This is a genomic window from Acidisarcina polymorpha (assembly GCF_003330725.1).
Classification (GTDB): Bacteria; Acidobacteriota; Terriglobia; order Terriglobales; family Acidobacteriaceae; genus Acidisarcina; species Acidisarcina polymorpha.
In genome coordinates this window covers 6,299,372-6,314,771 of record NZ_CP030840.1, presented here as the reverse complement: position 1 = coordinate 6,314,771, position 15,400 = coordinate 6,299,372, and the positions used below count along the sequence as shown (strand labels likewise).

Genomic DNA, 15,400 nt, shown 5'->3' with positions numbered 1-15,400 from the left:
TGAAGAAGGAGGAGGCTAGATGGCTGTATTGGCAGGAGTAGTGATGATGATAATGCGGCGCTGCCTTGGCAGAGGAGTCAACTAAGTTCTCACCTTGCAATGAGGACCTTTTGTCTTAGCCCAGTCAGCCTTGATGACCTGCCGTCCGCGTCCAAGTGCGAGCGCGTCGGCTGGAACGTCTTCGGTAATACAGGAACCCGCCCCGATAAAGGCCCCATCGCCAATCGAGATCGGCGCCACCAGGGTCGAGTCGCTGCCAACGAAGACGCCATTCCCAATTATGGTCTTGTGCTTGTCGACTCCGTCATAGTTGCAGGTAATGGTGCCGGCTCCTATGTTGGTACCGGGACCAATATCGGCATCGCCAAGATAAGTTAGATGGTTTGCCTTTGAGCCTTTCCCCAGCTTCACTTTCTTGGTCTCGACGAAATTCCCAACGTGAGCGCCTTCGCCAATTTCACTTCCCGGACGAATGTGAGCGTAGGGGCCGATCATCGCGCCAGTGTCAATGATTGAGTCTCCGATAATGCAACCTTGCCGAACGAGTACACCATCAGCAACCGTTGAATTCTCAATCACGGAATAGGAGCGAATACGGCAATCCGTACCAATCTTTGATTGCCCGAGTAACTGCACGAAGGGCTCAATGATGGTATCGGCGCCGACAGTGACGCCGGCATCGATAGTCACGGTTTCAGGGCGGAAAATCGTGACACCTGAGGCCATGAGTTTGCGGGTCGCATCGGCACGCATGGCTGCATCCAACTGCATCATTTCGGCAATCGTGTTGGCTCCAAGAACCTCGGTGGAGTTGGTAGATTGAATAGCCACGACACGCTGCCCAGCCGCAACCAACTGCCCCGCCATGTCGGTAAGATAGAGCTCTCCTTGTGAATTGTTCGGTTGGAGAGAGTCTAGACTGGCCAACAGGGGAGCAGTTGCAAAAGCGTAAATACCAGAATTAATCTCCGGTATTTTCAATTGGTCGGGAGTGAGTGCTTTTTGCTCAATGATCGCTGTAATCTCAGGGGAATTGGCGCTGCGCCGTAGAATCCGGCCATATCCTTGCGGCTCCTGAGGGCAAGCAGTCAAGACAGTCATTGCCGCTTGTTGTTCGATGTGAAAATCACGCATCCTCGCAATTGTTTCGGGACGAATGAGCGGCGCGTCTCCCGAAAGGACTATCAGGCTGTCATATCCCTTGATTTGCTCCCGGGCGCACTGGATGGCGTGGCCGGTGCCGCGCTGCTCGGTCTGGAGAACAAACTGGACTTCGTTGGCAGCGACGGAGGCTTTGACTCGCTCCGCCTCGTGACCAACTATGACGTAAATGTCCTTAGGTAGAACAATCTGTGCTGCCGCGGCAATCACATGCTCAAGCAGTGATTTGCCGCCGATCTCGTGCAGAACCTTAGGGCGTTTTGACTTGAGCCGGGTCCCCTTGCCCGCGGCCATGATCGCAATCGCCAGGCTCATGTTATTGATCTCCTCCAGGACCTTGCGGCCCAGCCATGCCAGGCGGCATAGGGATGGTAATGTCCAAAGGTTGAACGGTCCCGAGCTTGGAGAGTGGGGTGCCCATTTCGGAAGAGTTGCCGACTACCAGGATCGCCAGCTTCGAAGAATCGACGTATTTCTTGGCGACTCGCTCAAGATCGGCTGTCGTTACCTTTTCGACCGCGTCCCGATACTTGTCGAGATAATCCAGTGGATAGCCATAAAACTCAAGCTTGGCCTGCTCGTCAAGTACCTTCTCGACGGAGTCGTAGCGGAAGATGAAGGAATTCAGGACCTCATCTTTAGCGCGCTTCAATTCGTCTTCGGTGAATGGAACGGTCTTCAGGTCGTTGATTTCATCAAGCATGGCTTGTGTGGCATCCACGGTAGTTGTGCTTTTGGTGGAGGCAGCTACGTAGAAGGTGCCCGGGTGGTCATAGGAGGCGCCATAGGCGCCGCCTACCGAGTAAGCGAGCCCGCGTTTGGTGCGAACATCCTGAAAAAGCCGCGATCCAAAACCACCGCTGAATATTTCGTTCATAACCGAGAGCGCATAGAAATCGGGGTTTTTTCTCTCTGTCCCAAGACCGACGATCCGAATGTTACTTTGATTGACATCGCTCTTATCCACGAAGTAGACGCCGGGCTTAGGTCCGGGGAACTCTTGTTTTGCCGTTTGAATCGGGGCGCCCGGGGGCAGGGAATCAAAGACTCCCCGCAGCTTCTGTTCCATGGCCGTGGAATCAAAATCGCCGGAGACGCCGATGATCATGCCATTTGGGATAACAGTGCGATCATGCCAGGCTTTGAGATCAGCCACGGTAACCGACATTACCGTAGCAATTTCCGGCTCTCGCGCATAAGGGCTGTTCTTGCCGTAGATGAGGATGGATGCCTCGCGGCTGGCAATTTGCGCGGCTTCATCATTGCGCCGTACGATCCCGGCAGCCATCTGCTGCTTGGACAGCGTCAGCTTTTCCTCATTGAAGGCCGGATGCATGAGAAGGTCGCTGGCAATACCGAAGACTTGATCTTCATCCTGTTTCAGGCAGTTCCAACTGACCGATGTCGAGTCGATATCGCCACTCGTCTCCACCTTCGCGGCTTTGGCTTCAAGGATGTCGTCGAGTTTGTCTCCATCTTGAGTGGTGGTGCCGCTGGTTCGCCATGCGTCGCCGTAGAGCGAGACAAGGCCGGCCTTCGCGGCCGGTTCATCGCGTGATCCGCCTTTTATCTCGATGAAGCCGGTGATGAAGGGCAGTTCATGATCTTCGGCAAGGAAGATCACTACCCCGTTCTTGAGCGCGATCCTTTTCGGTTGCACGGGATGAAAGGTTGCCAGCGGGGGAATGGGGATGGACTTCCATGGCTGCGGCTGGTTCGAGCTAGGAACGTTAGCGCCACTTTGAGCAACGGCTGAGACTGAGGCAGTTAGCAGTCCGACGAGCAGGAGGGATTTGGCGTTCATTCCGCACCCCCGTTGGACGTCTGGGTTCCATTTGTTGCCTGCTGGGTTTGCACAATGCCTATAGTTCGGTTTGTATCAATGAATATTTTATTAGCCACTCGTCTTATATCTGCTTTCGAAACCTTGTCGATCTTATCGAGCTGGCGGAAGAGTTCGCGCCAGTCGCCGTAACGTTGTTGATAGACAGCTAACTGAGTGGCCAGCCCTTCATTATCTCCGAGACCGCGCAGCAGGTCCGCCCGGCTGCGTGTCTTGAACATCCGTAGCTCGTCATCGGTAACATCCGCAGTCTTCAGCTTATCGATCTCTTTATGGATGGAGTCGCGCATTTGCTCGGGTGTGTGCCCGGGCAGCGGAACGGCAAAGAAGACAAATAGGCCAGGATATTTGTCACCGGGAAAGCCGCTGAAACCTTCTACTTGGGCGGCAATCTGTTGATCGCGGACCAGGCTGCGGTAGAGCCGCGATGTACGTCCATTTGAAAAGATATCGGTAATTGCGTCATAGACGGCGTCGTCTGGGTCACGATAATCGGGCTTATGGTAGCCCTCCAGGTAGAGGGGCTGGGTCCGCTGTTTTAAGACAATGGTTTTTTCCGCCACCTGAGGAGGTTCGATCGTTGCCATGGCCTCAGGTGGTGGTCCAGCGGGGATGGGTCCGAAGTATTTCTCAAGCACCGGCATCACCTCGGCTGTTTTTAGATCGCCTGCCACAGCGACGACGATGTTCGAAGGCACATAGTATTTTGCGTGGAAGGCAGCAGCCTCGGTAGCGTTGATCTGACTTAACTCAGATTCCCAACCGACGTTCGGGCGATGGTAAGGGTGGGCCACGTACGCCGCTGCCAGAAACTGTTCGACCAGCTTCCCGATGGGACTGGAATCGACTCTCATGCGGCGCTCTTCCATTACCACGTCGCGCTCCTTGTAGAACTCCCGTGGAACTGGATTGGCAATGCGATCACTCTCCATGTATGCCCACAGCTCAAAGCGGTTGGCAGGCATGCTCCAGAAGTATTGAGTGGTATCGAGGGAGGTGGAAGCGTTCACACCTACCGCCCCGTTGGCCTCGGCAATTTCTGTGAACTGGTTAGGAATGACGTATTGCTCCGCATCTTTCACCGCAGCATCAAAAGCGGCTTTCAGTTCCTTGATCTTTGCCTCATCCCGTCCCACCCGCTTTCGGTATTCGAGATCGTAGGCGGCGTACGCCTTTTCCACCTTGTCTAAAGCGACCTTCTCTGCCGGATAATTAGTTGTGCCAATATCTTTCGTTCCTTTAAAGGCCAGGTGCTCGAACATGTGCGCCAAGCCGGACTGACCGCCGGGATCGTTCGCATCGCCGGCATCAACGCTGGTATAGAAGGAGAAAACGGGAGCTTCCGGCCGTTCGCAAACGATCAAGGTGAGGCCATTTGGCAGCACTTTGACAGTGATACGTTTCTCGAAACTTGCCAGATCCTGCGCATGCACGACCACTGCTGTCGAGAGCAGCAGCACTAGGAACCGTCCTAAACACTTGCAGCTTACCGGCATAAACGTGACCAACCTCAATCCAGACTCCTCAAAACAATATGGGAGTCTTGTTTCGAAGCTATCCGCGACCTTCGGCAGTGTCAAACGGGCGTTTGCCTTGACGGCGTAAGAGCCATTCACTAAGCTCGTCTCGTCTGTGGAGCTTAGCGATGAGTACATCCGGGAGTACAGTCGTCTCTCCCACCCTGTCCGACGGCGGTTTTGCCTCCTGGTCGAAACGCAAAAAGGACGCAACTCCGCTGTTGCGTCGTGCCGCAGTCCTGGGAGCGGGCACGATGGGCTCGCGGATCGCTGCCCATCTGGCGAATGCGGGTTTGCCGGTTATTCTGCTGGATATTGTGCCCGCCGATGCCGCGGATAGCCGGGCATCTCGCGGCCAATTGGCCGCCCGCGCCCTGGAAGCTCTGCTTAAGGCCAAGCCGGCTGCATTCTATGAGCCCTCGGTCGCCCGCCGCATAACAATTGGCAATCTCGTAGACGACCTGGGTCTGCTCTCTGACTGCGATTGGGTCATCGAAGCGGTTTCAGAAGATCTTGCCGTAAAACTGGGGCTGCTGAGCCGGATAGCCTCCCATCTCGACTCGAATGCAATTGTGACGACGAATACCAGCGGCCTGTCGATCGCCGCCATCGCTGCCGGAATGCCGCTAAAATTTCGCGAGCGTTGGTTCGGAACGCATTTTTTTAATCCCCCGCGTCACATGCGCCTCCTGGAGATTATTCCGACGGCGGAGTCGGATCCAGCCGCAGTCTCGGCAATCGCCGATTTTGCCGACCGGCGTCTCGGCAAATCGGTCGTCTACGCCCGGGATACGCCGAACTTCATTGCCAATCGGATCGGAACATTTGCCATGCTGACCACGGTCCGGCTGATGCAAGAGCAGGATTTAAGCATCGAGGAGGTCGACGCGCTCACCGGATCGGCAATCGGTTGGCCCCGGACCGGGACGTTTCGGCTCGCTGATATGGTTGGCATCGACGTGCTCGCGCATGTCATCCGCAATTTCAATCGCACGCGATCGAGCGACAGCCCAGCCCTTGAATTGCCGGGATGGATCGAGACCGTGCTCGGACGCGGATGGTTGGGCGACAAGATCGGTCAGGGGTTTTACAAGAAAACTGGAAAGGATGAGCAGGGAAGGGATATTCGCCTCGCGCTTGACTGGAAGACGCTTGATTATCATCTTGCCGGCAGACCTAAATTTCCTTCGCTCGAAATGGCCAAGAATGCCGAGAGCTTGCCTGAGCGCCTGCGCATGCTGCTTGCAGGAGATCCTCGCAAAGACAAGGCAGCCGCCTTTTATCGCCCGCTGCTGACCGAGATATGGAACTACGCCGCTACTTGTCTTCCTGAAATCGCCGACAATGTGGTCTCGATCGACCGCGCGATGCGCACTGGATTCAACTGGGAGTTGGGGCCATTCGAGATGTGGGATGCAGTCGGCGTTCGACACCCGGGTGCTGCGGACACCATTGCCTTCGATACTTCCTTGGATACTCCTGGAAGCGTAGCTCAACTTCTGAAGGCTGGATTTTCTGCCTGGTACACCGACGATCCGACGGTGCCCTCTGGTCGCCGATTCTTCGATCCAATTGCCGGAGAGATGCGGCCGGTCGAACTGCCAAAGGGCATTGCCTCGATCGCGCACTTTCGCGCAGCGAACGGGATCGTGCGGCATAATCCTGGCGCGTCCCTGGTGGACATCGGCGACGATGTCGCCTGCATCGAGCTTCATTCGAAAAAAGACGCGATCGGCGATGACATCGTCCGGCTAATCACTCAAACCCTCAAGTCGGAGAGCGATGCAGTCCATAACTTTCGTGGATTTGTCATCTCGGGCGATGGAACCAATTTTTCCGTGGGCGCGAATCTCATGCAACTGCTGCTGGCCGCGCAAGAGGGCGAATGGGACGAGGTCGACCTTGCGATACGGGCTTTTCAGGGAATGACTGCGGCGATCAAATTCTGTCCTCGCCCGGTGGTAGTTGCGACCTACGGCATGTGCCTGGGGGGCGGCGCGGAGATCTCCCTCCATGCCGCTCAACGGCGGCCGCACGCCGAGCTGTACATGGGATTGGTTGAGACCGGAGTGGGCCTCGTTCCGGGCGGCGGTGGAACGAAAGAGATGGTCCTCCGCGGGCTCGACGCCGCCACAGCAGCGTCAGGCATAAGCCCTGTTACGGCGCCAGCCCGGTTCGCACAATCGAGCGAAGTTCTGGATTCGTTGAAGACCCGCTTCGAAACCATAGCTCTGGCTAAGGTTTCCACCTCTGCCGCCGAGGCTCGCACACTAGGCCTGCTTAGCTCAAACGACATGATTACGGCCAATCGCGACCGCGTCCTTAGTGATGCCAAACAGTCTGTCATCGCCCTCACCGAGGATGGATATGCGCCGCCTCTCCCTCGCACCCAGATTCCAATGGCGGGCGAAGCCGTGCTCGCAACCTTAAAGCTCGGTGTTCATTTCATGCGTGAAGGCGGCTACATCAGCGATCATGACGTAATCGTCGCGCACCATGTCGCCAATATTCTGTGCGGCGGGAGCCTCACGCCGGGATCCTTGGTAAGCGAGCAATACCTGCTTGATCTCGAACGGCAGGCATTTCTCTCGCTTTGTGGAGAACGCAAGACTTTGGAACGAATAAGCTTCACGCTGAAGACCGGAAAGCCGCTTCGCAACTAACGGGAAGGCTGATCCGGATCGCGATTTTGCTTTTCGAAGTGAACCTACGGAGCTACATGAGAGAAGCAGTCATTATCAGCGCGGTTCGCACACCGGTTGGAAAATCCGGGAAGGGCAGTCTGTCGACAACCCGTCCCGACGACCTAGCGGCGACGGCAATCCGAGGAGCGCTCGGCAGGGTTCCCGCGCTTGATGTAAGGGAGATCGATGATGTCATTCTCGGTTGCGCCATGCCTGAGGCGGAACAAGGGATGAACGTAGCTCGCATCGCCAGCCTTCGCGCCGGGCTGCCGGTCGATTGCTCGGCGATGACCGTCAATCGTTACTGCGCTTCGGGCTTGCAGTCGATTGCGATAGCCGCCGAGCGTATTCGCGGCGCCGGCGCCGATACCATTCTGGCGGGCGGGACCGAATCAATGAGCATGGTGCCCATGGGCGGCAACAAGATCAGCGTGAATCCGTGGCTGATTGACCATTATGCCGATTCCTATTTGACCATGGGACTTACGGCTGAGCGGGTCGCGAAGCATTACGAAATTACCCGTGAAGAGGCCGACGAGTTCGCCTATGCGAGCCACCGGAAGGCGCTCGCTGCTGCAGGGAAATTTCAAGAAGAGATTGTGCCGGTTCCGGTGACAACTACAACGGCAACTAAGAATCCTGCCAAGCCTGAGGTTCGCACCATTGATTTCAATACTGATGAAGGCCCTCGCGCCGACACCTCGATGGAAGCGCTCGCCAAGCTCAAGCCGGTATTTCACGCGCAGGGCCAGGTGACCGCAGGCAATTCGTCTCAAACCTCTGATGGTGCCGCGGTCGCGATTGTGATGTCCGCGGAACGAGCGCAGCAGTTAGGGATCCGCCCCCTAGCGCGCTTCGTCGCCTTTGCCACCGCCGGAACGCTGCCTGAGGAGATGGGCATCGGTCCCGTCTTCGCCATCCCCAAAGCCCTCAAGCTGGCAGGACTGACGCTCAACGATATTGATCTCATTGAACTCAACGAGGCCTTCGCTGCCCAGTCGCTGGCGGTGATCAAGCTGGCTGGACTTGACCCAGCCAAGGTCAACGTCAATGGCGGCGCGATCGCGTTAGGACATCCTCTCGGCTGCACCGGAGCCAAACTGACGGCAACATTAATCTATGAGATGAGGCGCCAAAACTGTCGCTACGGCATGGTCACCATGTGCGTTGGCGGGGGTATGGGCGCTGCCGGCATCTTCGAGAATCTGAACTAGCCTTCGCGAGTTTACAGGCCGTGTCGCGTTTTGTGTCACAATGCTAATGTGCCATCCGTGAATCTCCGCCAGCTTCGCGACACTCGCCAGATCAAAGAATGGTTGATGGCGGGCGAGCCGATTGAGCTTCGTGACCGGGATCGCGTGATCGGGCGCATCTTGCCAAGTGCCGGAGAAGTTTCCAAGGATCGTCCGAAAAGCGAGAATCTAAACTGGCCCGATTTCGAGGCACGGCAGAAGACGATCTTCGGGGATCGCGTTCTGAACGCCGTCGAGGACTTTCTTGATGACCGCGGGCGCTATTGAACGTCTACGCCGATTCTAGCTTTATTGTCGCCGTATATGTTCGCGACCGGCACTCAGTTGAGGCGTTGCGCCGGATGAGCCGCCGGCCTCGCGTCTGGCTGACGCCACTTCACAGGCTTGAATTTTCTCACGCCATAGCGCAGCAGGTCTTCCGGGGGAATCTTTCTGCATCAGAGGCAGCGATTATATTTGAGAGATTCGACCAGGATTGCACAGACTTCATTTGGGAAATCGTCAAGCTGCCGGTCGGAACCTTTCAGGGGGGAATTGCCTTAGCGCGAACCCAGGTTGCAAGCTACGGAACGAGATCTTTCGATACGCTGCACATTGCGTCAGCGTTCGAACTTGGATCGATCGAATTCTGGACATTTGACGAACGCCAAGCCAAAATGGCGAAAGCCCTAGGTCTCCAAGTATCCTGATCCGCGCGGCGAAATCAGAGTACTATCGCGGTGAGCAAGCTAGTTTCAGGAGCTAAGCTGAATGGCGACTATCGCACCACCAAGCGCCCCTTCCCCGGTGTCGAAGCCAGGCAGGAATGAAATCAAGGGCGGCAGCTTCCTCATTCACGATCTCGGCCCCGAGGACATCTTTACTCCCGAAGATTTTACCGAGGAGCAGCGGCAGATCGCGGAAACCGCCGATCAGTTCGCTGCGAACGAAGTTTTGCCGGCTGCCGGCCAGATCGAGGCCAAGAACTTTACCGTCACCCGGGCGCTCCTCCGCAAGGCTGGCGAACTTGGACTCATGGCTGTCGACATCCCCGAAGAGTACGGCGGCCTGGCAATGGACAAGGTGACCTCGGCGATCGTTGCCGACCACCTGTCGCAGCTTGCCAGTTTTTCGGTTGCCTTCAGCGCGCACGTCGGTATCGGCACCCTGCCGATTGTTTGGTATGGCACCCCCGAGCAGAAAGAGAAGTACCTGCCCAGGCTCGCGACCGGGGAGTGGTTGGGCGCCTACGCGCTCTCCGAAGCCACCTCGGGCTCGGACGCCATGAACATCCGCACCCGCGCCACAATCTCCGAAGATGGCTCGCATTACGTCCTGAATGGCGAAAAGATGTGGATCACCAACGCCGGATTCGCGGACCTCTTCACCGTCTTCGCCAAAGTGACAGACCCCGCAGATGCCAGTGCAGAAAAAGCTAAATTCTCCGCGTTCCTCATCGAACGCGATACTCCCGGCCTTACTGTCGGGGCGGAGGAGCATAAGCTTGGGATCCGCGGCTCGTCGACCTGTCCATTGATTCTGTCGGACTGCATAGTTCCATCCGCCAATCTACTCGGCGAGGTCGGCAAGGGCCATCATATCGCCTTCAATATCCTCAATATTGGCCGCTTCAAACTCGGCGCGGCCTGCGTTGGGGGAGCGCGCACTGCGCTTGGCAATGGCATCCGCTACGCCAAGGAGCGCAAGGCCTTCGGCAAATCCATTTCGGAGTTTGGATTGATCCAGCAGAAGCTTGCCGACTGCGCCGTGCGAATCTACGTGGGAGAGAGCATGGCCTACCGCACAGTCGGCATGATCGATGAGGCTCTCGCCGGCATCGATCCCGAACAGGCGCAGGACTCGAAGCAAATCCAAAGACACATCGAGGAATATGCGGTCGAGTGTTCAATCCTTAAAATCTGGGGCTCCGAGATGCTGGACGCTGTTGTCGATCACATCGTCCAGATCTACGCCGGATACGGCTATGTCGAGGAGTATCCGGCCGAACGTGCCTACCGGGACTCTCGCATCAACCGGATTTTCGAAGGCACCAACGAGATCAACCGCCTCATCATTACCGGATTCTTGATGAAGCGTGCCTTGTCGGGCGCGTTGCCGCTACTACCGGCGATCCAGAAGCTCATGGATGAGGTGATGTCGCCGCCGGCCTTCGGCGATGCCGATGAGCGCCCTGACGATCTGCTGGCCCGCGAATCCGCTATGCTCGCCTCCGCCAAAAAGATTGCACTGCTCACCGCCGGTGCGGCCTCGCAGAAATATATGACCGCTCTCGCCGATCAGCAGGAGATCATGGCTGATATTGCCGACATCGTTATAGAAGTCTATGCCTTGGAATCGGCTTTGCTACGGACGCGGAAGCTTGGGAGTCATCAACACACCGTGGCGATGACTCAGGTGTACGCGGCAAACGCTATGAGCATCATCGAAAAAGCGGCACGCCGCATCCTCGCCACGGTTGCTGAAGGGGATGCCCTTCGCATTCAACTGGCGATCCTGCGCCGCCTTGCGAAACATGAACCTGCGAATACTATCCTGCTCAGCCGGGCAGTCGCTACCCATGTCCTGCAGGGCGGAATGTCTTTCGGATAGTGACTTTCTTCTCACTCTGCTGAACAAAGATGGTTTCAAGCTCCTACAAAGATGGTTTAAAATTCCCGCATTGGCGAGCAAGGTCGACTCTCGCGAGCGCTCTCCTGATCATCACTGCAGCTTCGATTTGAAGACCCAATCGATCGTCTGCGGACTTTTAGGCGGACGCTGAAACCCTGCTTCTCTGCAATTTTTTCGATAGAATCCGCGTTAGCAGATAAAGCAACATCACTCTTGACACACTCTCCTCGGTGTCATAAAACCAAGCTGCGCAGAAGAATTCGCGTTTAAGGGTCGGCGACGTTTTCCCCGCCGGCAGCAAAGAGGTGATACGGCGCAGTTTGCGTTTTCCGCGTCAGTTTCAAACCGACAATCCAGTTGAGGCCGCGACGTTCTTGATTCGTGTATCCGTCAAAAACTCCTCCCAGTGCCTCGAAGAGAGTCTCGCAACCATGATGGTTTACTTCCATAGGATGGCCCATGTTTCCCAAATTCCCCTCTCCCGCATCTTCGCCGTCGCGCTCTGAGTGCGTCGCCGGCTTCCGCCAAGGTATCTCTCGAGTGGTCCGCTCCTCGATGCAGGTGGCAATGACCCTGGCTGTCCTGATGGCAGCGCCGCTGGCTCTCTCCACCTCGAGCCAGGCCCAGGAGATTTCGCAGGCCGTTCCGGCCAATCCTGCTCGCATCACCGAGGCCGTCGACAATTCGAAGTTGACGAAGTTGAAGGGCAATGTACATCCGCTTGCCCGAAAGGCCAATGACAAGGGCGCGGCCGATTCCTCTTTAGCGGCGAACCGGATGCAGTTGATCTTAAGGCGGAGCCCGTCTCAGGAGATCGCCTTGCGCCAGTTTTTGGGCGCGCTGCAAGACAAGAATTCTTCTCAATTTCGCAAGTGGCTGACACCGGAGCAGTTCGGGGCGCAGTATGGCGTTGCCGACGCCGATATTCAAGCGGTGAGTACCTGGCTGGAGAGCGAGGGCTTCAAGGTCAATGGGGTCAATAAGGCGAAGACGATCATTGAATTCTCAGGCTCCATGGGCCAGATCGAGACGGCCTTTCATACCCAGATTCACAACGTCGAGGTGAATGGCGAAAAGCATCTCACCAATCTCTCCGATCCCCAGATCCCGACCGCTCTAGCGCCGGTGGTCGTAGGCATCTCTCATTTGAACAACTTCTTCCCGAAATCGCAGCATACCCCGCCGACCCACGCCACCTATGACGCCAAGTCGAAGAAGTATGTTCCTCAACTTACGGCAGGGGATGCGAATAGCGGCTACTTTTTGTACGTCGGGCCGAGCGATGCGGCCACCATCTATGACACACCGAGCAAACTGAACAGCAACTTCAGCGGGGGCACGACCTACGATGGTAGCGGGGTCACCATCGGAGTCGCCGGCGACGCCAATATTGTGACTTCGGACGTGAGCACGTTCCGGTCGTTGTTCGGTCTCTCGAACAATACGCCGACGGTGGTTGTCGATGGCAACGATCCTGGCATTAACGGAGATACGGATGAGGCGCTCCTCGACCTTGAAGTTTCGGGCGGCGTCGCGCCAGGCGCCAACATCATTTTTTACACTGCGGCCGACACTATCCTTGAAGACGGTCTCGACCTGGCGATTACCCGCGCTCTGGACGACAATGCAGTCAGCATTCTCAATGTGAGTTTCGGCGGCTGCGAGATCAACCAGGGCACCGCCAACCAAACGATCTTTACGAATTGGGAGCAAGCCGCCGCCCAAGGTATCACAGTGACCGTTTCGACCGGAGACTCCGGCTCGGCGGGCTGCGACAATAATAGTACGGAGACTCAGGCGCAATTCGGTCTCAATGTGAACGGGCTGGCTTCCACCCCCTTTAACATCGCGGTGGGTGGAACCGATTTTGACGTGCTGAACTCCAGCGCCACCAGCTTCCTCACCTATGTCGCCGCCTTGAACAACTCCACTTATGGGTCGGCTCGCGGCTACATTCCCGAGGAGCCATGGAACAATTCGACTTCTTCCAATGGTCCTCTCGCCAGCAACACGCCGTTCATGGATTCTCAGAACAATAATCAGACCAACATCGTAGGTGCGGGAGGCGGGGCGAGCAGCTGCGTCATGCCGTCCTATGATGTAAACAATAACTTGATCTGTGAGGCCACGACCGGCACGATCACCGGGTGGGCAAAACCGCCATTTCAGACGGGCGGGAATATCAATATTCCGAATGATGGAGTGCGCGATCTTCCGGATGTCTCCTTCCTCGCCGGCAATGGCTTCTATAGTGCGACCTGGGTAGTGTGCGGCAATGATTTCGATGCGAATGGCAATCCGATCGCGGACTGCGTTCCCGATAGCCAGGGGAACATTCCGCTCCAGGGCTTCGGCGGCACTTCGGCTTCAGCGCCGGCCTTCGCCGGTATGCTTGCCCTGGTCAGCCAGAGCCTCGGCAACGTACGGTTGGGCCAAGCGAATTACGTCCTCTACAACCTGGCCAATCAGGCCGGATTGTATGGTTCGGTGTTTCACGACGTAACCACCGGAAACAATTCGATGTATTGCCTTAGCGGCACTTCTGATTGCGGGACGAATAGCTTCCTGACCGGCTACGACGCAGGCACTGAATATGATCTGGCCTCCGGTCTGGGTAGCGTGGATGTCAGCCAATTGATCAAGAGCTGGTCGAGCGCCGTCTTCACACCGACGACCACAACCTTCACCATCAACGGCGGCACTTCCGCAGTCAACATCACCCATGGCCAAACCGTCACCTTCAACGCCAGCGTAGCGGGTGCCGGGGGCACCCCAAGCGGCGATGTGGGCTTCGTCACCAACTCCAACGAACAGGCTAGTGCTAATTATTTGGGGGATGGGCTCGGATTTGTCACCCTCAACAACGGCGCCACCGGGGCAGTCACCTACGCCAACTTGCCAGGCGGCTCCTACACCGTCTCGGCATACTATGGCGGCGACATCAACTTCGCTCAGAGCCAGGCGAACCCCGGCGTTCAAGTCAACGTTGCCAAGGAAAACAGCGTCCTTAACCTCGGCCTCTATTCGCTGGATACGAATAATAATCCTACCGCGTTGACACCAGGAAGCTTTCCTTACGGGACATTCTTCGGAGTGGACGCATCGCCGGTTGGCGTGTCCCAGGTTAATTCTCAGACGCCGGCCTCTGCTACCGGAACGGTCACCTTCACCGACACCGCCGCCACTCTGCCCGGCAGCCTGTCAGGTTCCGCCGCCGGGGTCGTGCAAATCACCAGCCAGGGCTTCGCCGAGCTGCCGGTCTACTACTGGCCGCCTGCCTCGCATTCGGTCAGCGCCAGCTACAGCGGCGATAACAGCTTGAACTCGAGCACCGCCGGCCCATTGGCATTCACCATCACTCAGGCGCCAACCGCGGATAGTGTCTCGCCAAGCGCGACCTCGGTGAGCAGCGGCACCTTTACGGTGACTTCTGTGGTAACGCCCAATCCGGCTTCCTTTGCCACCAGTCCAACCGGAACCATCACCCTGACGGCCAACGGAACGACGATCGGCACAGGCGCCGTTACTGGGACACAGGACCCCACTACCGGCGCATCTCTAGGCTCAGTGACGATCACCGTCAATGTCAGCGCGCTGGCATCCGGGGCCAATACCATCACTTCCTCCTACAGCGGGGACACCAACTATGTAGCTTCCACGGGAACGACGACGGTCACCTCATCGGCCATGCCGGCGCAGCCGGGCTTCGCGCTTGCGTCTACGGGAGCAACAGTGAGCTCACCAGGCCAATCCGCTACCTCTACGGTGACCATCACCCCGGCTAGCGGCTATACCGGGACCGTCAATCTCACCTGTGCGCTGACCAGCTCGCCGACGGGTGCCAATGCGACCTACAACCCCACGTGTTCCCTGGCCGCTAGCTCGGTGAAGATTACTTCCACGAGCGCTGGGACAGTCACGGCAACCTTTGCCACGACTGCTCCGACGAGCGGAGCGTTGGCTTTTCCTCAGACAAATCGCTGGTATACCGCCGCTGGAGGAGCGGCACTGGCTTGCTTGCTCTTTGTCGGTATCCCGGCAAGGCGTCGCAGCTGGAAATCGATGCTTAGCCTGTTGATCTTCCTTGTCGCCATGGCTGGAGTTGGTTGCGGCGGAGGCAGCGGCAACAATCACAACTCCGGAACTCCCGGAACCACCGCCGGGACGTACACCTTCACGGTCACGGGTACCGATTCGGTCACCGCAACAAAGACCGCAAACGCACTCGTTACAGTCACCGTCGAATAACTGCCTGACTCAATAAAAGGGGGCCACAATCCAGTCGGATTATGGCCCCCTTTTTATTGCATTGATCCTGACCTGGCAAAGCTC

The 15,400-nt window shown here is 57.0% G+C and carries 10 protein-coding genes; 6 read left to right on the top strand and 4 right to left on the bottom strand.

The features are described 5' to 3' along the window. Positions 1-81 precede the first annotated feature (81 nt). From glmU to ACPOL_RS26875, 3 genes are read right to left on the bottom strand one after another with little or no spacing between them, the layout of a single operon-like run. Positions 82-1,476 carry a bifunctional UDP-N-acetylglucosamine diphosphorylase/glucosamine-1-phosphate N-acetyltransferase GlmU gene (glmU, locus tag ACPOL_RS26885; RefSeq protein ID WP_114209779.1) on the bottom strand — a complete coding sequence of 465 codons (1,395 nt, stop codon included), beginning with the start codon at positions 1,474-1,476 and terminating at the stop codon, positions 82-84. A gap of 1 nt (position 1,477) precedes the next feature. Next, positions 1,478-2,965 (bottom strand): M16 family metallopeptidase, encoded by a 1,488-nt coding sequence (locus ACPOL_RS26880; RefSeq protein WP_114209778.1) that lies wholly within the window; start codon positions 2,963-2,965, stop codon positions 1,478-1,480. Next, positions 2,962-4,500 (bottom strand): M16 family metallopeptidase, encoded by a 1,539-nt coding sequence (locus tag ACPOL_RS26875; protein ID WP_114211094.1) that lies wholly within the window; start codon positions 4,498-4,500, stop codon positions 2,962-2,964. The genes ACPOL_RS26880 and ACPOL_RS26875 overlap by 4 nt, the downstream gene beginning before the upstream one ends. A 149-nt stretch (positions 4,501-4,649) precedes the next feature. Between ACPOL_RS26875 and ACPOL_RS26870 the strand changes: the two genes are divergently transcribed. The 5 genes from ACPOL_RS26870 to ACPOL_RS26850 all read left to right on the top strand — a co-directional run bounded on the left by ACPOL_RS26870 (position 4,650) and on the right by ACPOL_RS26850 (position 11,047). Beyond that, a complete protein-coding gene (locus ACPOL_RS26870; RefSeq protein WP_114209777.1) occupies positions 4,650-7,184 on the top strand; it encodes a 3-hydroxyacyl-CoA dehydrogenase/enoyl-CoA hydratase family protein in 2,535 nt (844 codons plus the stop codon). 56 nt (positions 7,185-7,240) lie between these two features. Further along, the gene (locus ACPOL_RS26865) at positions 7,241-8,419 is read left to right on the top strand and encodes an acetyl-CoA C-acyltransferase (protein WP_114209776.1); all 1,179 of its coding nucleotides are present in this window, start codon (positions 7,241-7,243) and stop codon (positions 8,417-8,419) included. Positions 8,420-8,476: 57 nt separating this feature from the next. Then, complete coding sequence (locus ACPOL_RS26860; RefSeq protein WP_150133143.1) at positions 8,477-8,725, top strand: hypothetical protein; 249 nt, start codon at positions 8,477-8,479, stop codon at positions 8,723-8,725. Then, entirely contained in the window at positions 8,722-9,147 is a 426-nt protein-coding gene (locus ACPOL_RS36585; RefSeq protein ID WP_114209774.1) for a type II toxin-antitoxin system VapC family toxin, read from the top strand. The genes ACPOL_RS26860 and ACPOL_RS36585 overlap by 4 nt, the downstream gene beginning before the upstream one ends. Before the next feature lie 61 nt (positions 9,148-9,208). Continuing rightward, on the top strand, positions 9,209-11,047 hold the full coding sequence (locus ACPOL_RS26850) for an acyl-CoA dehydrogenase family protein (protein ID WP_201758980.1): 1,839 nt from the start codon (positions 9,209-9,211) through the stop codon (positions 11,045-11,047). 287 nt (positions 11,048-11,334) lie between these two features. On the opposite strand, the gene ACPOL_RS26845 is transcribed toward ACPOL_RS26850, so the two are convergent. Next, positions 11,335-11,517 carry a hypothetical protein gene (locus tag ACPOL_RS26845; protein ID WP_150133142.1) on the bottom strand — a complete coding sequence of 61 codons (183 nt, stop codon included), beginning with the start codon at positions 11,515-11,517 and terminating at the stop codon, positions 11,335-11,337. A gap of 10 nt (positions 11,518-11,527) precedes the next feature. On the opposite strand from ACPOL_RS26845, the gene ACPOL_RS26840 reads away from it, so the two are divergent. Further along, on the top strand, positions 11,528-15,316 hold the full coding sequence (locus ACPOL_RS26840) for a protease pro-enzyme activation domain-containing protein (protein ID WP_114209772.1): 3,789 nt from the start codon (positions 11,528-11,530) through the stop codon (positions 15,314-15,316). Positions 15,317-15,400 lie beyond the last annotated feature (84 nt).